Here is an 18,607-nt window from a genome sequence, read left to right as displayed (position 1 = left end):
AGGGCAGCCCAACGCGTGCCAGCCAGGCGTGAATTTCCCTGTTCCGCGAGCGATAACAGGGAAATTTTTCTTTTTTTGGTGCAAGCTCAGCCAAACTCCCGATACTTTTTGTCTTTTTACAATAGTTTGACGAATAACCCTCGCCCTCCGCCCGCCCCGGAACAGGGAATTATCAGGGATAATCGGGCGCAGATCACCCGCAGCTGGGCGGAAAATATTCAGCGGACCAACGATGAGAAAAAGCGCACCGAGCATCCGGGATGTTCGATGCCTCTCTTATGACCGATCCCGCAATGCGCTTGAATCGCCGCACCGACCGAACAACGGCAGCGCTCCCTGATTCGACCTTAGACCAGCTCGGTGCCGCCCTTGAACAGGCGCAACACCTTGCCCTGAACCGGAAGCTTGTCGAACGGCGTGTTGCCCGCTTTGGCCGCCATGCGATCCGTGTCGATCTGCCACGGCGCTTCCCAGTCGAGCAGCATGAAATCGGCGGCCGCACCGGGCTCCAGCGTGCCCGCATCCAGGCCGAGGATCTTCGCGGGATTGGCTGCGAGCAGGGCGAAGAGCCGGTCGATCTCGATCACCTGATCGCGCACCAGGCCGAGCGACAAAGCAAGCAGGGTCTCGGCGCCCGCCATGCCCGCCGCTGAATCGGCGAAAGGCAGGCGCTTCTGCTCGGGCCCTCGCGGATCATGGCCTGAACACAGCACATCGATCGTACCGTCCGCGACTGCGGCCAGCGCGGCCTGACGATCGCTTTCGTTGCGGAGCGGCGGAGAGACATGCGCGAAGGTGCGGAAATCGCTCATCGCGATATCCGACAGGAACAAATGCGCGGGCGTGATGCCGCAGGTGATGGGCAGGCCGCGTGCCTTGGCGCGACGGACCAGTTCGAAGCCGGCTGCAGTCGTCACCTGGCGGAAATGGAGACGCGCGCCGGTCTCCTCAGCGAGCAGCAGGTCGCGCGCGATCGCCAGTGCTTCAGCAATGGCGGGCGCGGAGGGAAGGCCGAGCCGGGTCGCGGTCTCGCCATCGGTGGCGACGGCGCCGCCGACCAGCCCGGCATCCTCGGCATGGGCGATCACCGTGAGATCGCAGTCGCGGGCATAAGCGAGCACGCGGCGCATCACCCCTGAATCGGCGATCCAGCGCCGCCCCGTCGCGACCGCGCGAGCACCGGCATCCCGGGCGATGGCCATTTCGGCAAGGTCAGTTCCGGCGAGGCCGCGCGTCGCGGCGGCGATCGGGTGAACCCAGATGTCAGGCTTGCCCATATCGGCTGCGCGCTGGATGATGCCGGGATCGTCGAGCACCGGGGACTGATCGGGCATCAGCCCGACCCGGACGATACCGCCGGCGCGACACGCAGCCTTGTCGACCGCGAACACGCCGAGATCGATGATCGCGGGCGCGATCAGCACTGACCGGCCGAGGGCGCTGCAATCGATCGTCTCAGTGCCGTCCGGCACGTCATTCTGTTCGATTGCGACGATCTTCTCGGCATCGATCACCAGCGCCGCGACCCCGTCCCTGTCGGACGACACCAGCGAGGCGTTGCAGAAGGCGCGGATCATGCCCAGCCCTCCACACCCCGGGCTCGCCGCGTCAGGACGTCGAGGCAGGCCATGCGCACCGCCACGCCCATCTCGACCTGCTCGGTGATCGCCGATCGCGAGGCGTGATCGGCGACGTTCGAATCGATCTCGACGCCGCGGTTCATCGGGCCGGGGTGCATCACCAGCGCATCGGGTTTCGCCCTGGCGAGGCGGTCGAGGGTCAGGCCGTAGCGCATATGATATTCGCGGGTGGAGGGGACGAAGCCGCCCGACATGCGCTCGGTCTGCAGGCGAAGCATCATCACCACATCGGCGCCGTCGAGGGCGGCATCGAAATCAGTGAAGGGGGTCACGCCCATGCGCTCGATCGCGGCTGGCATCAGCGTCGAGGGTGCGCAAACGCGGACCTCGGCGGCGAGCGCAGTCAGGGCGAGGATGTTCGAGCGCGCGACCCGGCTGTGGAGCAGATCGCCGCAGATCACGACGCGCTGCCCGGCAACCGAACCGCGCCGGCGACGGATGGTGAGGGCGTCGAGCAACGCCTGGGTCGGGTGCTCGTGGCTCCCATCGCCGGCGTTGAGCACCGGGCAATCGACCTTGTCGGCGATCAGCCGCACCGCGCCCGAGCTCATATGGCGGATGACGATCACATCGGCGCGCATCGCGTTCAGGGTCATCGCTGTATCGATCAGCGTTTCGCCCTTCTTCACGCTGGATTGGGCGGCGTGCATGTTGACGACATCCGCGCCTAGCCTTTTGCCCGCGATTTCGAACGAGAGGAGCGTACGGGTCGAGTTCTCGAAAAAGGCATTGATCTGGGTGAGGCCCTCGAGCCGCTTGTCGCTCTTGGCGCGGCTGCGGTTCGCCTCGATCCATTGTTCCGCTTCGTCGAGCAGGAACATGATCTCATGCGGCTGCAATCCGTCGATGCCGGTGAGGTGCCGGTGCGGAAAGACGGCGCCGCCTTTGATGAGGGCGGCGGGGCGATGATCTGAGGCTTGCATTAAAGGGATCGGGTAGCGGGGGAGGGGGCGGCGCGCAAGCCTGACGCGCAACTGGAACGACACTGCCATCCAAGCCCATGCCGTCCTATGACATGATCGGGAATCGCTCTTGTGGGCGCACATTGGGGAGGAAACGAGGAGCATGGTCTTCAGGACGATCGGGCGCGGGCTGCGCAAAATGCTCCACTTCTCGGGGCGAGACACTTTGTCGCAATTCTGGATCTACGCGGGATCAGTGATTGGGCTGGCGATTGCCGCCTGGATGGCGGTTTTCATGCCTCTCTTTGCAGAATCCTTCTCCAGAATGCAGAAATTTGCCGTCGAACATCCCGATCAGGCGGATGTCGTCACTGGCCCGGGTTCCTATTCAGTGACGATCCACGGCAACCATCCCGAGCTCATGCCGGACATGGCGGGGTTGACGGTTTTCCTTGCGGTGATCACCGCGATCACCGTGATTCTGCTGGCCGCCGCGGTGACACGCCGCCTCCATGATCGCGACAAACGCGGTTATTGGGGCGTCCCGGCGCTGATCTTTCTCGCGGTCGGCATGGCCATCATGCCGAGATTCTTCGACAGCTTCAGCAAGTCCGTCGCGGCGGCGCAGGAGCCTGACATGGGGATGTTCGGCCTGCTGTTTCTCAACAATGTGCTGTATATCGGATCGCTGGCGGTCCTGGTGATCCAGCTGGTGCAGGGCGGAAAGAGAGGCGCGAACCGCTTTGGTGAAGACCCGCGCGGCTGACTCCGGCAGCTCAGTGGATCGGGCGGATCGCGATCACCTTCAGATAGGTCATGCGGTCGGCGGCGGGGATCTGCATGCTGACCTGCGACCAGCGCCCCGGCAGCAGCCGGCACAGGGTCGGATCGATCTGCGGGCCGATCGGGCCGATCTGAACTTTCATCGGCTGGGTGGTCTCATAGGTGACGACCCGATCGACGACCGGTTTCCACGCATAAAGCACGGCGAGATATTCCCGGACGTCGCGCGGATCCTCGATATCGTCGAAAGTCCCAAAACCGCCGGGCTTTGTCTCGGGCTGCCCGGGCGCGAGCGCCATCTGGAAGCGCGTGCCGGCCGGCAAGATACTGTCCTGCGGCGTGAACCAGTCGGGCCAGGGCGGCGTGGTCTGTTCGAGCTTCTGATAGGCGGCGGTCGCGTCGGCGTCGCTTGCGTAGCGCCAGCGCTGTTCGCTCCACCAGGCCTTGCCGGGCAGCGACGTGACCGATTGCGGATTGATGCAGGGCTTGAGCGGTGTCGTGGCGGCGGGGTGAACATCGCCAGTGGCGGCGCATCCGCCGAGCAGGCCTGCCATTGCCAGCGCGAGGGCGAACAGCGTGCGGCGGCTGGCGGTCTCGATCGTCGGTCGCGTCATTGGCAATTCCCCCAAACCATTTTGACCCCCAAGCCATTTCGGTTGACGCAAAGATACCGGAATCGCTCCGGCGCCGCGACCGCAACATGATCCATCCTCGCTGTTTTGCGTATCGACACGTTGTTCGGGTTGCATCCCGAGGGCTTAGGCGACAGACCTGTCCGCAGCTGAGCCGAAGGGCGCCCAACAGGGGGCAATCGTCGGATCGGTGGAGTAACCGGGGGGAGCGCCAAACTTGGTCGATGAAGCGACGTCGCCCGATGCACGGGCCGCGCCACAGGTACGATTCCAGCTGCCGCATCAAGGCCTGCGCGATCTCGTCACTGCCTATGTGGTTGTCGAGTCTCCAGGCCCGCTCACCGACCATCTCCACCCCGAATGGGTCAACATGCGGTTCGTTCTGTCGGGGACCTGGGCGGTCGAGGATCCGGCTGGCGGCGTGCTCATCCCCGGCCAGCCTGCGACATTGTTCGGGCCGACCGATCGCGCCCGCCTCTTCACCAGCACCGGCGGCGCGCTGCTCGGTGTCGGCCTCACGCCGATCGGGTGGATGCGACTGATTGGCGGCGATGCCAGTCTGATCGCCAATCGGGTCGTGCCGCTCGGCGACGTGCTCGGGGTTCAGGGCGACGCGCTGACGGAGTCCCTCTGCGCCTGCAACGATGATGCGGGCCGTTTCGCGCTGCTCGACCGGTTATTGTTGCGCCGGGCCGGGGCCCCGCGCCGCAGAGAGGCAGTCGTGCTGCTTGTGCATGATGCGCTTGTCTCGGGATCGGCCTGCGAAGTCCGCGATTTGGCGGAGTTGGTCGGATTGTCGCCTAGCGCGCTCCATCGGCTCTGCATGCGCGTTTTCGGCTTCACCCCGAAACGGCTGCTGCGTCGCCAGCGCTTCCTGCGGACGCTGGGCGCGGTGCGTGACGCGCCGGACCGTCCGCTGACCGAGTTCATGGACCCATCCTATTATGATCAGGCGCATTTCAACCGCGACTTCAAGCAATATATGGGAACGACGCCGCTTGCCTATTTCAGTTCGCCGCGAGAGCTGATCCGCCGTGCCGCGGAGGAACGGCGCCGGGTGATCGGTGCGCCCGTACAGGGCCTGCATCCTGTAGGCAGGCGCGGCGTCGACTAACGCACGCGGCGCCTGGTCCGGGGCATGACGCGATCATTCTCATCGAGCGTTACCGATTGTGCCAACCCGTCCCCGACCTTCGCGATTGCAGCCTCAACGAAGCGGTGAACGTTCTGCGCGACATAGAGGGCGGCCTCGCTGCTGCTCAGCCGCTGTCGCGCATCGGAATCGACGGATACCGAAGAAACAAAGATGTGCTGCTTGATGCCCCGCAGCATCACTGAAAAGTGGATGTGGCTGCCCAAGGGTTCGGGCGTGCAAAGCAAATTGTAGTTTTCCATTGCGCTGGCCCGTGGCGAAGGCAGTTCCGCCGAAACAATGCGTGAGGGAAGTCCTCGGTACAATAACGCGCGATTGCGCCGATTGTTTCATTGTCAATTTTAAATTGGTAATTCATGTAGATACTGCGAGCTACAATCAAAGTGGCAGTTCGCCGCGTAGCGCCGTGCGCTGTGCTGAATACAAACAGGCGAGCCTGCCTGGGGATCTAATGGGCCTGGGCAGATGGCGTTCGACTGCGCCGAGCGCGCGCAAGCTGATCGCCGTTCCCTGTTCTTTCCCTGTTCCGAGCCGATTAACAGGGAAAGAACAGGGAAGATTTTATTTTTTGGCCCGATTTTGGCCTTTTTGTTGGATTTTGTCGGCAAATTTTGTGCACGCATTCAATGTGTTGAAGCCTGCTTTCCCTGTTATTCAATAACAGGGAAGCGTCGAGCGCGGAACAGGGAAGGCCGCGCCCGTAACAGGGAAAGAACAGGGAAGGCCGAAGCGCCAAGGTTTCGACCGTCATGTGAAAGAGCGTGGCGGATTTTTCAGACCCATCCGGCTGTCACAATGCGACTTTTCAGTGCGATGTTGAATCAATGGCACCCCTTGGGCGACCGGAGCTGTTTCGTCGCCATTCGGCTTCACTTACCGGCTATCGGCGCGGGACGCTTTATTTGCAGATTGCGGACATCGGGTGTGCGGGTCATGTTCAGGCGCGGGCGACCGGTCTCGCGTCTGCGCAAGGGAGACTGCCCAATGAGAATCCTGCTTTGCACCGCGGCCTTGCTCCTGTGCGCGAGCGGATCGCTGGAGGCGGCCGATACGCAGGCATGCAACGTGACCGCGAGCGTGGTCGATCAGGACCCTCAGGGCACGAATGTCCGCGAAACCCCCGGCGGCGATGTCATCGCGACGTTGCGCACCCCTCAGGATGACTGGATTGAAGTGCATGTCGTTGGCCAGGCGGGCGACTGGTACCTGATAGACCGCGCCGATCAGGTGGGGGACGACAGCAAGACCGTCTTCCGGGGCAAGGGCTATATGCACCGGACCGTATTGGGTGCTGACGGGCTGGTGAACGGGGAGCCGATCCGCGCGGATCACGATATCAGGAGCCCGCAGATACTCCGCGGCGAGGATGCGGACCAGCAGGTCTATTTTCTCGGCTGCTGGGGCGATTTCATGAAGGTCCGCGTCAAGGGCGGCATTGGCTGGACGAAGGCCTTATGCCTCAACCAGCGCACGACCTGCTCCTGACGAGGCCATGAGAAGGGCACTCCGCCCGGCGGAGGTCACCTGGTCCGCTTGTCCTGCACCGTGACATAGGGATGGCTGTCCCCGGCCATGATTGCCTTCTCCTCGGCGCGGAACAGGCGGTGGTGTTTCAGGACAAGCTCCTCGGATCGCCAGCCGCGCTCCTTGATCTTGCGATCCAGATCGCGGTCGATGACGACATAGCGGGCGAAAACGCCTCGCGGTAGCAGATCGAGGACGCGCGCACGGTCCTCACTGCGCAGGTTCGTCGCATCCAGCACCGTGAATACGCCGGCGTCGAGCCGGGCGCGGATCAGGCCATGGGTTAGCTTCCAGACCCGGGCGAGCGCCTCCGGCGAATGGCCGAGATTGCCGTACAGCTGCAGGCGCAGTTCGTCCGTCGAGACGATCTCATGGGGCTTGTAGGTCGCGGCGGCATAGGTCGATTTGCCGCCGCAGCAGGGCCCGACCAGCATGTGCAGCATGGTTTGGCCGGCATCGGCGCTCGTACCCTGCTCGTCAGCGGCGCATTGCAGCGTGGTGATGCCGTGTTCGCGCCACATCCGCACGACCTGCGGGCGATCGTCGATCACCAGCACTGGCTGATAGCCGTCGTCGAGGATGCGCTGGAGGATATCGGCCTTGACCAGATGATCCTGACGCGTGTCGCCCTCCGGCCGGAAATAGATGCGATCATGGGGAATGCCGTGCACCTCGAGCCAGTCGAGCGTCGTCCGGCGCCAGTCCGCGCGATCGGGCCGGGCGGTGACGATCAGGACGGCGTCGAGGCCGTGGCCCGCTTCGACCGCCTTGTGGAGAAGGCGCGCGAGCTCAGCGATCGGCTCGATCGGGCGGTCATCCTGCATATCGCGGAAAAAGGCGGCCCAGTCCTTGTCTCCGTCGAGATGGTGGACCCGGTGGGCGACGTCAGCGAGGGTCCCGTCGATGTCGAAGATCACGGCGCGCATGGCGGCCTCCGTTGCATGGATTTAAGGCGAACCCGCGTCAGGGTGTCGGATCGACGCCTTCACGGAGTTCGTTTGGAATGACCGGCGCGAGAAGCCAGTGCTGGTCGGTCTGGACATGGCCCTTGCGAACCCATTTGGCGACGCTCCGGAAGAAGCGGCCGGCATCGCCTTTGCCGGAAGGATAGGGGATCCGATCTGCGATCCTGACGACGAACCCTTCCTGGGTGGTCGGATCGAGCGTCGCCGCGATCTGCGCGAGGATCTTCTCGTCGAACAGTCCATCGTACAGCACCGGCACCGGCGCGATATCGAGCAGGTCGAAAATCTCGAGCGTCTGGTTCCATCCCAGCAGGGCATTGGTCTCGTCCCAGACGCCGAACCCCAGAAAATAGCTCGGCAGCGCGTTGCCGAGACCGCGCGCATAGACGATCGAATGCCGGGCATAGGCATATTCGCCCGATATCCGCCAGCCCGGCGGAATGTCCCGGGCGCGGCGGGCGTGATAAGCCTTCATCCAGTCGCGCGACGGATGATAGCGCCCGTCAGGCGAGCGCGGATAGGTTTTGGCTGGCGTCATCGTCGTGCCTTCGCCATCGATCTTCTCGGTGACGATGACCCGCCCACCGGCAAAAGGGGCGAGGCTGGGCAGGCGACGGTCGTCATTCTGCAGGCCCGGCGAGGTCGGCAGGTGGTAGGTTCGCGGATATTTCAGGTCCAGGGTTTCCGACGCACTCATATCCCTAGCCCTTACATCCCTCGCGCCGATCAATGCCTCAGTGCATCGATCGCGCTCTGGCGGAATTGGGTGGCGGCCGCCATCCTATTTCGAAGGTGGCACTTCGCAGGTTACGTCGAGTGACAGCTGGTACTTGCCGGGGCTCGTCGGTGGCGTGGCGCCGACCTTGAGCCATGCGATCATCATGGCGGCGAGCTTTTTGGAGGTGTTGATCCTCGTCGCCTTGTCGAGGGAGGCGATGCGTGCGGCGAGAGTGTCGCCAGGCGCGCAGGACGGGCAGGGATAGTTGACGAGGTCGAACGACAGCGGCGGGTTCGTGTCCCAGCCGGTGCCGGTTCCGTCGGATGCATAATAGGTCCGGTTTTCGGTCCATTCGAACCGGTCATCATAGCTGAACATCTTGATCGACGGGTTATTGCCGTGATCGGTGGTGATCCCCGGGATCGCCACGTCGAGCTCAGTGAAGGTGCCGAGCCTGGGCAGTTTCTGGCTGCAATCGCGCAGCCTTCTGATCTCGTTGTAATGGGTGTGGCTGCTGAGCAGACCGACGATCTCGGGGCGATAGCCGGCGACGAGTTGCAGGAAGGTCTTTTGCACCCAGCCCTGGGTGAGATCGGGATCCTGCCCAGTGTAGAGAAGATTGGCATCCCACATCGTACCGCCGCCATAGCCATCGACGCCGGGCGGAGCGTGCATGGCGATGATGACCTTCTCGCTCTTCGCGCGGGCGTCCTTCAGCTGGGCGCCGAGCCATTCGAGCTGGGCGTTGGCGTCGGCCTGAGTGCTCGGGACATTCTGGCCGTATTTGGCAGTGAACATGTTGGTGTTGAGCGCGATGACGCGCAGCGCCGTGGGGGCGGTGGGTGTCGCCTGCACCGCGTAGACCGAATAATAGCCGTTCGGGACATTGGTGGTATCGATCAGGTCACCCGGCTGGGCGTTGAGCACCGGACTGCCTTTCCACGCGGTCGACAGGTCCAGCGGGGTTCCGTTGGGCGCGGTGAACGGCTCGTAATCGCCCGTGCGGGAATCGTTGTTGCCCGGGATGTAGATGATTTTGGTACTGGTTCCCGCGATATTCGCCAGTCCGTCGAGCGCGGCGGTGAAGTCGCTGTCGGTATCGGGGCGGGTATCGCAATGGGACGGGAGGTCGCCGAGATAGATCGCGAAGGCGGGCTTTTCGGTTTGGATCACCTGTTTCGCTTCGGCCTGGGCGGCGGTCCACAGCGCTGGATTGGTCTCGATCTGGTCGGGAGACTGGCCGCAGGCCTGGTGGGTTTGCGCGGTGAGGTGGATATCGGACAGTGCCAGGAAGGTGGCGGTGGTCGCTGGAGTGGCTGCTGCGGGCTGCGGTAGGGTCGCGGCCTGTTGGGCTGCCGCTGCGAGCGAAGGGGTGGCCATCAAGGCGAGGGCCAATGCCATTGCCTCGGACATATGGTGCCATGCTGCCTGCTTGCTGCCTGTCACAACTTCCCCCTGTTCAGCCAGTCGAATCGACGATCAGTCAGGGACTGCGCCATTTCGCCCGCTGAGACCAGATGATGCACCCATAAACGGGGACGACTGCAAACGATCCGACGACGGTCATTAGCGTCGGTGTAGACACTCCCGGAAGCCGATGTTCTAGCAATTGCCCCAATTAAAGTGGGGTCGCCGGATGTTCAGGCGCAAGCTACCGGCAGGCAGCCGTCAGCACATGAACTGACTCTTTTGGGGTCCGACGAATCGTCCGCTTTTCATTTCGTAATGTTCAACGATGCCTGTGCCTCGCTCCACCACGTCAAAGGATTTGCCGACCACGATATTTTCGATYTGCCCCCCTTTGACCTGACTCCACCCGCGTCCGCCTTTCATGCTGGAAACATTGTCGTAAATCGTTCCCCTGTTAACTGGCCCCGCAGGTGCAAGCTCGATCAGTGTCTCTCGCCCGTGAAAGCAATCTCCCGTGGTATAGCTCTCGCGCAGGGAGACTTCTCCGGATCGGGTCAGGAGGTTTCCCCATGACAGACCGATTCCTCTCGACGCCCTATCTCCAACCTTCATCACGGTCGGCCAGCGGCGTTTCAACGAGAAGTGCTGATCTTCCTCGGTGAGATAGGCCAGTCCGGCGAGATCCGCGCAATCTTCAAAACGCGGACATTCGCCGGCGCTCTGACGCAGGCGACTCTTGGTCACGAGCACAGGGCCCGATTTGGCGTCGATTAGCCATGCGGCTTTTGTGAAATAGGCGGCGCCATCGATTATATCCGGCACGCCTTCCCGCGACCACTTGTATTTCCGATGGGCCGTCGAAAAAACCGCCTCTGTCGCGAGATAGAGACGCGTATCGTCAAGGAGTCTTTGGCTTCGGCAAAACTTCCTCACCATCACGGGGGCGCGTTTCAACATCTGTTGATTGTACCGGGTTATGTAATCTCTCTGTGCACGGTTGCACGTGTATTGCTCTTTCGGCTGAGATAAGCGCCAGTATCTGCTCTTGTCGACGAACCATTTGCCAGTGGGTCGATAGTAACCCGCAAAATTATCATCGCAGGCAGCCTCATAGTCCGTCGTCGGGGTGATCGTCTCACCCGGAGCCTCCGTCGTGACACCGACGGGCGTCGCATCGCCGCGTGAATAGTCGCTGTCGGCATCTGCTACCGGGTCGCGCTTCCGCAGCTCTGCAATACAGCGCAAAGCTTTCACAGTGGCTGTTTCCAGCCGGTTCTGCTCCCGCACCTCGTTTGCCCGCTTCCAGGCGAAGTCTCCAAGAATATCCGAGCTCGCAGCGAGAGCGATGGACGCAACGAGAGTACCGGTCGCGCAAATGAAGATCGTAATCAATCGCGATCGGGAAATAGATCCAGTAAACCACCCAAGAGCCGTGGCCAGGCACAAAAAGATGCTGACCAAATCACCGACACGTTGATACATTGTCGCTTCACGAGAATGGCACCAAACTGCAAAGCCCACATTGCCCGTGAGAAGCAAAAAAATAACCGGGTATGCCGTGATCTTCCGTAGCTTGCGCGCTGAAACATAAGCGAGGGAAGCTTCTAGGATTCCAGCCAGCGCGATGATCGCCGTATAACCCAGCGGCCCGAGAAATCCCGGACCGCCGGCGATGTTAGGGTTGAGAAAAAGAAGACCCACCAGCCCGTCGATCATCTTTCAGGCCCACCCCGTCACGGCAATGCTTATCAATGACTATGGCGATATGACGCTTCTGTTAAGTAAACCACAAGCTGCGGACATCTTTCGGCCGCGTGCATACGACCGATAAGGGACTGTCCGGCCCACACCCCAATCCCCGACGCTTCCGTTATCGAGCCCGCGTCAGCATAAGGGATATCAGCTCGTCAGCGCGTCAATCGCGCCCTGCAGGATATAGGCGGCCGCCATCTTGTCGACGAGCTCCGCCCGCTTGGCGCGGCTCACATCCTGCTCGATCAGGGTGCGGGTGACGGCCTGGGTCGACCAGCGTTCGTCCTGGAGCAGGATCGGCAGGCCGAGATCCTCCATATTGCGCGCAAAGGCGCGGCTCGACTGGCTGCGCGGGCTCTCGCTGCCGTCCGTCAGGTTGAGCGGCAAGCCGATGACGATGCCCTTCACCTGCTGCTCGGCGATGAACGCGGCGAGCGCCGTCTTGTCCTTCTGAAACTTGGTGCGGCGGATGAGCAGAGCGGGGCTGGCAAAGGTCCATCCGGCATCACAGAGCGCGGTGCCAATCGTCTTGGTGCCGACATCGAGCCCGATCAGGCGGCCCGCATTGGGCAGGGCATCGCGAAACAGGGTGCGGTCGGCGGTGATCATTTCAGGCTCCCACCGTCCGTGCTGAGCTTGTCGAAGCATCGTGTTTCTTGTGCGGAAGCAGCCCCCTTCGACTGCCTGCAAGGCAGGCGCTCAGGACAGGCTACGACAAGCTCAGGGCGAACGGAGAGAAGCGTACTCATCGTGTCTTGAACGCCGCCAGCCGCCGCGCGGCATCSGCGCGGACATTCGCCCAGAACAGGCTGTAGTCATAGACATGGTAGTTGTTGCCGGGCAGCACATAGTTACCGAGATTGGGCGGGGCGCCGATCAGCAACAGCCCGCGCCCGTCGCAGCGCGCCGGGATCTGGCCCGGCTCGAGCGTTGCACTGGCAAGGTCGGCTGAAGGAACCAGCGTGCCGAGATTGGCGGTGGCGGGCGCGGCGGCGCCGGGGGTGCCGGTGATCGGGTTGGTGCAGACCATCGCGGTGCCCTTGCGTGGAGCGCCGGTGAAACCATTGGTGGCGTCGAATGTCTCGAGGATACCGGAGGGATCGGCTGGCTCGCCGAAGCTTTGCCACGAAAGGATGCAGCCGGCCTGGTCGGCGGCCGCGCATTCGGGCAGGCCGAGGCGCGGCAGGTCAGCCGTTTTCGAGATCGGCCAGCCGATGACATAGGCTGCAACCACGCGGCTCGCGAGCGGCGTGCCCGCGATCCGCTCGCGGAGCAGGCGGGTGAGGTGGAGCGCGCCCTGGCTGTGCCCGGCAAGAATGATCGGGCGGTCGCCAGCTTCCTTCAGGAACTGGTTAAAGGCAACCACGACATCGCTATATGCCAAGTCGAGTGCCTTTTCGGCCTCGGCCTGGCTGGTGAGGAACGCGCCGAACGTGGCCTGGCGATAGCGTGGTGCCCAGATCGCGCCGACCTCGTTGAACGCGCTCGCCTGGGCGCGGAGGAACAGGGCGGCGCGATCATTGGCTTCCTGATTGTCGAGCGGCGCGTTCCACTGCGCGCGCTCGAGATAGGAGGTGGGGTGGATGAAGAAGACTGCCGTTTCGGGCGCGGCGCCGGGTTTATAGCCGGCTGGCGTCCATAAAGCGGGATTGCCTGGCTTGTCGGGGCGCGCGATCCACATCTTCGGGTCGGCATAGGTGCTGGGCGCCGCGCCCGGCAGCGCTTCGAAAGCCGTGGTCGGCACCATGGACGCGCGCATGATTGCGCCGGGGAACAGCCGGAACGCGAAGACGGCGGCGATCGCAAGCACGATCAGGACGGCGACGAGGTAGAGAAACTTCCGGGCCAAGCCTCGAACTCCATAGTGCTGGGGCGGCATAACCGCGTTCGCGGCGATGTGGATTCCGTGCAGCATGAACGCGGCGCTTGCAATCGGCTTCGGGTCTGCGCTCACTCCGCGGCGAGAGGGGCGAGACCATGATCGATGCGGAGACGATGCCGGTCGGGGATGCCGAACAGGACTGGCGGCTGCGGCCGGCGATCCTGGCGTTGATCGGCCTGGTGGCCTCGGTCGTGATCCAGCAACTGACTGATCCGTATCGGATGGCCGACCCTTCTCTGCTGAGCGGCGTCCTGCCCGAATATATCGCGGCATGGCGGACGGCGCTGGCGATCGGGATCGGTGCCGGCACCCTGGCGTTCGGTTTCGGGGTGGAGCGCACCCGACTGTCATGGGCGGTCGCCTTCGCACTGTCGGTCGGTGCGGTGACAGGCCTTGTCTATTATTGGAGCGGGGGCGGCCCGGGCTGGTGGCTCGGTGACTGGCGCTATGCCAGCCTGCTACTGTCAATCGCGATCACCGTGCCGTTGTTCCAGACGGCGCGCGATCAGGGCGGGTGGCGCTTTCCCTACGCCCAGGTCCATGGCCATGCCTGGACCAATGTGGTGTTATGGTTCGCCACCTGGGCTTTTGTCGGACTCGCCTTCCTGCTCGCGTGGCTGTTGTCGGCGCTGTTCGACCTGATCGGGCTGCATTTCATTCGCGAGATGCTCCAGCGGCACTGGTTCAGTGCCGGCCTTGCCGGGGCGGCGTTTGGTGGCTCGCTCGGGCTGTTCCGCGAGCGCGACAGGGTGGTAAGGCTGCTCCAGCGGGTCGTGACCGCGGTGCTCGCGGTGCTGGCACCGGTTTTCGGCGCCGGGCTGTTGTTGTTCCTCATCGCATTGCCTTTCACCGGCCTCGGGGCTTTGTGGGAGGCGACCAAATCGACCACGCCGATCCTGCTCAGCTGCGTGATCGGTGCGCTGATCCTGGCCAATGCAGTGATCGGCAATGGCGAGGACGAGGAAGCCACCAATCCGGTGTTGCGTTGGGGCGCTATGGCATTGGGGCTGGCGGCGATGCCGCTTTGCGTGATCGCGGCGATCGCAACCGGGCTGCGGATTTCCCAATATGGCTTCACGCCCGACCGGCTCTGGGCGCTGGTCTTCGTCATCCTCGCGACCCTCTATGGTGTCGCTTATTTCGTGTCTCTCATCCTCGGGCGAAATCGCTGGGCGGCAAGGGTGCGCCCCGCGAACCTGCGCATTGCGTTCATCGTCGCAGCGGTTGCGCTGCTTCTCGCGACACCGATCCTGAGCTTCAACGCGATCTCGACCGCGGATCAGGTCTCCCGGCTCGAATCGGGCCGGATCACGCCGGACAAGTTCGACTGGGCGGCCCTCGCGTTCGACTTTGGCGATCCGGGCAAAGCTGCGCTCAAGCGGCTGGCGGGATCGAAAAATGCGGCGGTCGCGAGTCGCGCGAAGAAGGCGCAGGCGCAGACGAACCGGTGGGATGTCGATGAGGGTGTCCGGCAGGCCGACGCGGCGGAAGCGCTGACCAAAAGATTGCGCGTCCTGCCGAGCATCGTGCCGGTCCCGCAAGACCTGCAGGACCTGTTGGGGAGCTATGATTCTTGCGGCCGCGAGGCCGACCATAAATGCACCTTGCTCTACACACCCGGTGCCACCGAGGCGCTTGCCATCAGCGACGCGTGCATCGACCGTCTGGCCGCTGAACCCGCCACAGATCAGAAGCAGCAGACGATCCTCTACGCTGCGGTTAGCGAGACGTCCTGTTCGACCAAGCGGTATCGGCTGAAAGACGGCCAATGGACCGAGTTCGAGGCCACAGCGCCCGATGCGGCAGCGCGTGCTGCGCTCAGGAAAGGGCTTGCGGGAGGTGCGGTCGAAATCCGCACCGTGCCGCGGCGCCAGCTGTTCGTGGGAGGCGTGCCGGTCGGCGAACCGTTCGAATAGGTTGCGCTCAGGCAAGCCGCTCTGCTAGCCGCGCGGCCATGTCCGTAGATATCGAAACCGTGAAGAAGATCGCGAGCCTTGCCCGCATCGCGATCACCGAAGAGGAAGCCGCGCGCATTGCGCCCGAGCTCGACAACATCATGGGCTGGATCGAGCAACTCGGCGAGGTCGACGTGACCGGCGTCGAGCCGATGACTGCGGTGATCCCCAATCACCTGCGGCTGCGCGACGATGTCGTCACGGACGGCAATGTCCGCGACGCAGTGCTCTCCAATGCCCCCCAGGCCGAGCATGGCTTTTTCGCCGTGCCCAAGGTGATCGAATGACCGACCTTACCGATCTTGGCGTTGCCGCCATCCGTGACGGTGTCCGCGAGGGCAGTTTCTCGGCGCGCGAGGTGGCGGATGCGTTCGTCGCCAAGGTGAGCAAGGCGAAGGTGCTCAACGCTTTTCTGGTCGAAACGCCTGACCACGCCGTCGCCGCGGCCGATGCGGCCGATGCCGCGCGGGCGGCGGGCGAGACGCTCAAGCCGCTCGCCGGCGTGCCGATCGGGATGAAGGACCTGTTCTGCACCAAGGGCGTCGCCTCGACTGCGGCGAGCCATATCCTCGAGGGCTTCACGCCGCCCTATGAGTCGACCGTCTCGGGCAAGCTGTGGGACGCTGGCGCCGGGATGCTCGGCAAGCTCAACATGGACCAGTTCGCGATGGGCTCGTCCAATGAGACCAGTGCGTTCGGCAATGTGATCTCGCCGTGGCGCGGCGCCGATGGGAGCAATGCACCTCTCGCGCCGGGTGGTTCCTCGGGCGGCAGCTCGACCGCAGTTGCGGCACGACTGTGTCCGACGGCGACCGGCACCGATACCGGCGGTTCGATCCGCCAGCCTGCGGCGTTCACCGGAATCTCGGGGATCAAGCCGACCTATGGCCGTTGCTCGCGCTGGGGCGTGGTGGCGTTCGCCTCGTCGCTCGACCAGGCCGGGCCGATGGCACGCGATGTACGTGACTGCGCGATCATGCTCGAGGTGATGGCCGGGTTCGACGCGAAGGATTCGACCTCGCTTCAGCTCGACGTGCCCAAATGGGAGGCTGGCCTTTCGAACAGCCTTGCCGGCAAGCGGATCGGCATCCCGAAGGAGTATCGGGTCGACAATATGCCGGCCGAGATCGAGGCGCTGTGGCAGCAGGGCATCGACTGGGCGAAGGATGCCGGCGCCGAGATCGTCGAGGTCTCGCTGCCGCATACGAAATATGCGCTGCCGGCCTATTACATCATCGCGCCGGCCGAGGCCTCATCGAATCTCGCGCGTTACGACGGTGTGCGCTACGGCCTGCGTGATCTGCCGGAAGACGTGGTTCGCGAAATGGCGGGCGACAATTCGAAGCACAAGAGCATGCTCGACAAAATGTACGAGGCGACCCGTGCGGCTGGCTTCGGCGATGAGGTGAAGCGGCGCATTCTGATCGGCACCTATGTGCTGTCGGCGGGTTTTTACGATGCCTATTTCACTCAGGCATCGAAGGTCCGCACCCTGATCGCGCGCGATTTCGAGCAGGCCTGGGACAGCTGCGACCTGCTGCTGACGCCGACCGCGCCATCGGCGGCGTTTGCGCTGGGCGAGAAGAGCGCTGATCCGATCGCCATGTACCTGAACGACGTCTTCACCGTGCCGAGCTCGCTTGCGGGCCTGCCCGCGATGTCGGTCCCCGGCGGGCTCGACAAGGCGGGGCTGCCGCTGGGCTTGCAGATCATCGGCAAACCGCTCGACGAGCAGGGTGTGCTGAACGCGGGGCTGGCATTGGAAGAGCGCGCGGGGTTTGTCGCGCGTCCGGAGGCATGGTGGTGAACGATTATCTGATCCGTGGCGCCACCGGCGATTGGGAGGTCGTGATCGGCCTCGAAGTTCATGCGCAGGTGACCACCAACGCCAAGCTCTTCTCGGGCGCGGCGACGACGTTCGGCGCTGAGCCCAACACCCAGGTGTCGCTGGTCGATGCGGCGATGCCCGGCATGCTGCCGGTGCCGAACCGCGAGTGCATCCGCCAGGCGGTGCGCACCGGCATGGCGATCGAGGCGCAGATCAACAAATGGTCCCGGTTCGACCGGAAGAATTATTTCTACGCCGATCTGCCGCAGGGCTATCAGATCAGCCAGCTCTACCATCCGCTGGTGGGCGAGGGCGCGATCACGATCAGCCTCGACGACAAGAACCCCGACGATGCGACCAAGCGGATCGGCGTCGAGCGGATCCATGTCGAGCAGGATGCCGGCAAGCTGATGCACGATCAGCATCCGACCCAGTCCTATGTCGATCTCAACCGATCGGGTGTCGCGTTGATGGAGATCGTCAGCCGCCCGGATATGGCGTCGCCCGCCGAGGCCGGCGCCTATCTGCGCAAGCTGCGCTCGATCCTGCGCTATGTCGGCTCGTGCGACGGCAATATGGAAGAGGGCTCGATGCGCGCCGACGTGAATGTCAGCGTGCGCAAGCCGGGTGATCCGCTCGGCACGCGGACCGAGACCAAGAACGTCAACTCGGTGCGCTTCGTCATGGCGGTGGTCGAGCAGGAGGCGATTCGTCAGGTTTCGGTGCTCGAGGATGGCGGCCGGATCATCCAGGAGACCCGGCTCTACGATCCCGACAAGAATGTGACGCGGTCGATGCGCTCCAAGGAGGATGCGCATGATTATCGCTATTTCCCCGATCCGGACCTGTTGCCGCTCGAGCTCGACGACGCCTTTCTCGAGGAATGCCGCGCGAGCCTGCCCGAGCTGCCGGACGCCAAGCGCCGGCGCTATGAGGCGCTCGGCATCACGCCGTACAACGCAGCGGTGCTGACCGCTGAGGTCGAGGCTGCGCGCTGGTTCGATACTTTGCTCGACGCCGGCGCTAAGCCGGTCGCGGCGGCGAACTGGGTGACGTCCGAGCTGTTCGGCGCGCTCAACCGGCTCGGCAAGAGCATCGAGGAATCGCCGGTGAGCTCCGCCCAGGCGGCCGAACTGCTTGGCCTGGTCGCGGACGGCACGCTCTCCGGCACGCTCGCCAAGCAGGTGTTCGAGATCATGCTCGAGACCGGGCAGGGCGCCGGTGCGATCGTCGAGGAGCGCGGGCTGAAACAGACCAGCGACACCGGCGCGATCGAAAAGGTGATCGCCGAGGTGATGGCCGCGAACGAGGACAAGGTCGCTGAATATCGCTCGGGCAAGGACAAATTGTTCGGCTTCTTTGTCGGTCAGACGATGAAGGCGATGGGCGGCAAGGCCAATCCGGGCGTGGTAAACGAGCTGCTGAAAAAGGCGCTGGCTTAACTCTCTCGAAAGCTGCGGGAA

The 18,607-nt window shown here is 63.6% G+C and carries 17 protein-coding genes; 7 read left to right on the top strand and 10 right to left on the bottom strand.

Annotation, left to right across the window (positions count from 1 at the left end; all coding sequences use genetic code 11):
• Positions 1-347 precede the first annotated feature (347 nt).
• Positions 348-1,577 carry a dihydroorotase gene (locus tag AC1DVS_RS15715; protein ID WP_478024537.1) on the bottom strand — a complete coding sequence of 410 codons (1,230 nt, stop codon included), beginning with the start codon at positions 1,575-1,577 and terminating at the stop codon, positions 348-350.
• Positions 1,574-2,563: an aspartate carbamoyltransferase catalytic subunit gene (locus tag AC1DVS_RS15710; protein WP_478024535.1), complete on the bottom strand. Its 990-nt coding sequence runs from the start codon at positions 2,561-2,563 to the stop codon at positions 1,574-1,576. Before AC1DVS_RS15710 ends, AC1DVS_RS15715 begins: the two co-directional genes overlap by 4 nt.
• Positions 2,564-2,705: 142 nt before the next feature.
• On the opposite strand from AC1DVS_RS15710, the gene AC1DVS_RS15705 reads away from it, so the two are divergent.
• Positions 2,706-3,308: a DUF805 domain-containing protein gene (locus AC1DVS_RS15705; RefSeq protein WP_478024534.1), complete on the top strand. Its 603-nt coding sequence runs from the start codon at positions 2,706-2,708 to the stop codon at positions 3,306-3,308.
• A gap of 10 nt (positions 3,309-3,318) precedes the next feature.
• On the opposite strand, the gene AC1DVS_RS15700 is transcribed toward AC1DVS_RS15705, so the two are convergent.
• Positions 3,319-3,939 carry a hypothetical protein gene (locus AC1DVS_RS15700; RefSeq protein ID WP_478024532.1) on the bottom strand — a complete coding sequence of 207 codons (621 nt, stop codon included), beginning with the start codon at positions 3,937-3,939 and terminating at the stop codon, positions 3,319-3,321.
• Positions 3,940-4,174: 235 nt separating this feature from the next.
• Between AC1DVS_RS15700 and AC1DVS_RS15695 the strand changes: the two genes are divergently transcribed.
• On the top strand, positions 4,175-5,071 hold the full coding sequence (locus tag AC1DVS_RS15695; protein ID WP_478024531.1) for an AraC family transcriptional regulator: 897 nt from the start codon (positions 4,175-4,177) through the stop codon (positions 5,069-5,071).
• On the opposite strand, the gene AC1DVS_RS15690 is transcribed toward AC1DVS_RS15695, so the two are convergent.
• Positions 5,068-5,352 carry a hypothetical protein gene (locus AC1DVS_RS15690; protein WP_478024530.1) on the bottom strand — a complete coding sequence of 95 codons (285 nt, stop codon included), beginning with the start codon at positions 5,350-5,352 and terminating at the stop codon, positions 5,068-5,070. The genes AC1DVS_RS15695 and AC1DVS_RS15690 overlap by 4 nt on opposite strands.
• A 742-nt stretch (positions 5,353-6,094) precedes the next feature.
• On the opposite strand from AC1DVS_RS15690, the gene AC1DVS_RS15685 reads away from it, so the two are divergent.
• Positions 6,095-6,595 carry a hypothetical protein gene (locus AC1DVS_RS15685; protein ID WP_478024529.1) on the top strand — a complete coding sequence of 167 codons (501 nt, stop codon included), beginning with the start codon at positions 6,095-6,097 and terminating at the stop codon, positions 6,593-6,595.
• A 35-nt stretch (positions 6,596-6,630) separates the two neighbouring features.
• Here AC1DVS_RS15685 and AC1DVS_RS15680 read toward each other — a convergent pair whose 3' ends face one another.
• The 6 genes from AC1DVS_RS15680 to AC1DVS_RS15655 form a co-directional block, all read right to left on the bottom strand.
• A complete protein-coding gene (locus tag AC1DVS_RS15680; protein ID WP_478024527.1) occupies positions 6,631-7,560 on the bottom strand; it encodes a phosphatase domain-containing protein in 930 nt (309 codons plus the stop codon).
• A 37-nt stretch (positions 7,561-7,597) separates the two neighbouring features.
• The gene (locus tag AC1DVS_RS15675; protein WP_478024526.1) at positions 7,598-8,296 is read right to left on the bottom strand and encodes an RNA ligase family protein; all 699 of its coding nucleotides are present in this window, start codon (positions 8,294-8,296) and stop codon (positions 7,598-7,600) included.
• 84 nt (positions 8,297-8,380) lie between these two features.
• On the bottom strand, positions 8,381-9,763 hold the full coding sequence (locus tag AC1DVS_RS15670; protein ID WP_478024524.1) for a metallophosphoesterase: 1,383 nt from the start codon (positions 9,761-9,763) through the stop codon (positions 8,381-8,383).
• A gap of 222 nt (positions 9,764-9,985) precedes the next feature.
• Positions 9,986-11,443: a hypothetical protein gene (locus AC1DVS_RS15665; protein WP_478024522.1), complete on the bottom strand. Its 1,458-nt coding sequence runs from the start codon at positions 11,441-11,443 to the stop codon at positions 9,986-9,988.
• A 183-nt stretch (positions 11,444-11,626) separates the two neighbouring features.
• A complete protein-coding gene (ruvX, locus tag AC1DVS_RS15660) occupies positions 11,627-12,088 on the bottom strand; it encodes a Holliday junction resolvase RuvX (protein ID WP_478024520.1) in 462 nt (153 codons plus the stop codon).
• Between the two features lie 136 nt (positions 12,089-12,224).
• Positions 12,225-13,328, bottom strand: coding sequence for a DUF3089 domain-containing protein (locus tag AC1DVS_RS15655; protein WP_478024519.1), 1,104 nt, complete (start codon positions 13,326-13,328; stop codon positions 12,225-12,227).
• Between the two features lie 128 nt (positions 13,329-13,456).
• Between AC1DVS_RS15655 and AC1DVS_RS15650 the strand changes: the two genes are divergently transcribed.
• The 4 genes from AC1DVS_RS15650 to gatB are packed head-to-tail and all read left to right on the top strand — an operon-like array spanning position 13,457 to position 18,586.
• Positions 13,457-15,277, top strand: a complete 1,821-nt coding sequence (locus AC1DVS_RS15650) for a DUF4153 domain-containing protein (protein ID WP_478024517.1) — start codon at positions 13,457-13,459, stop codon at positions 15,275-15,277.
• Between the two features lie 38 nt (positions 15,278-15,315).
• The gene (gene gatC / locus AC1DVS_RS15645) at positions 15,316-15,603 is read left to right on the top strand and encodes an Asp-tRNA(Asn)/Glu-tRNA(Gln) amidotransferase subunit GatC (RefSeq protein ID WP_478024515.1); all 288 of its coding nucleotides are present in this window, start codon (positions 15,316-15,318) and stop codon (positions 15,601-15,603) included.
• Positions 15,600-17,123, top strand: a complete 1,524-nt coding sequence (gene gatA / locus AC1DVS_RS15640; protein WP_478024514.1) for an Asp-tRNA(Asn)/Glu-tRNA(Gln) amidotransferase subunit GatA — start codon at positions 15,600-15,602, stop codon at positions 17,121-17,123. Before gatC ends, gatA begins: the two co-directional genes overlap by 4 nt.
• Positions 17,114-18,586 (top strand): Asp-tRNA(Asn)/Glu-tRNA(Gln) amidotransferase subunit GatB, encoded by a 1,473-nt coding sequence (gatB, locus tag AC1DVS_RS15635; RefSeq protein ID WP_478024512.1) that lies wholly within the window; start codon positions 17,114-17,116, stop codon positions 18,584-18,586. The genes gatA and gatB overlap by 10 nt, the downstream gene beginning before the upstream one ends.
• Positions 18,587-18,607: the final 21 nt, after the last annotated feature.

The sequence above is a fragment of the Sphingomonas sp. P3_C5 genome, assembly GCF_056402635.1.
Note: the sequence above shows the minus strand (reverse complement) of the source record. Positions and strands in the feature narration are given on the sequence as shown.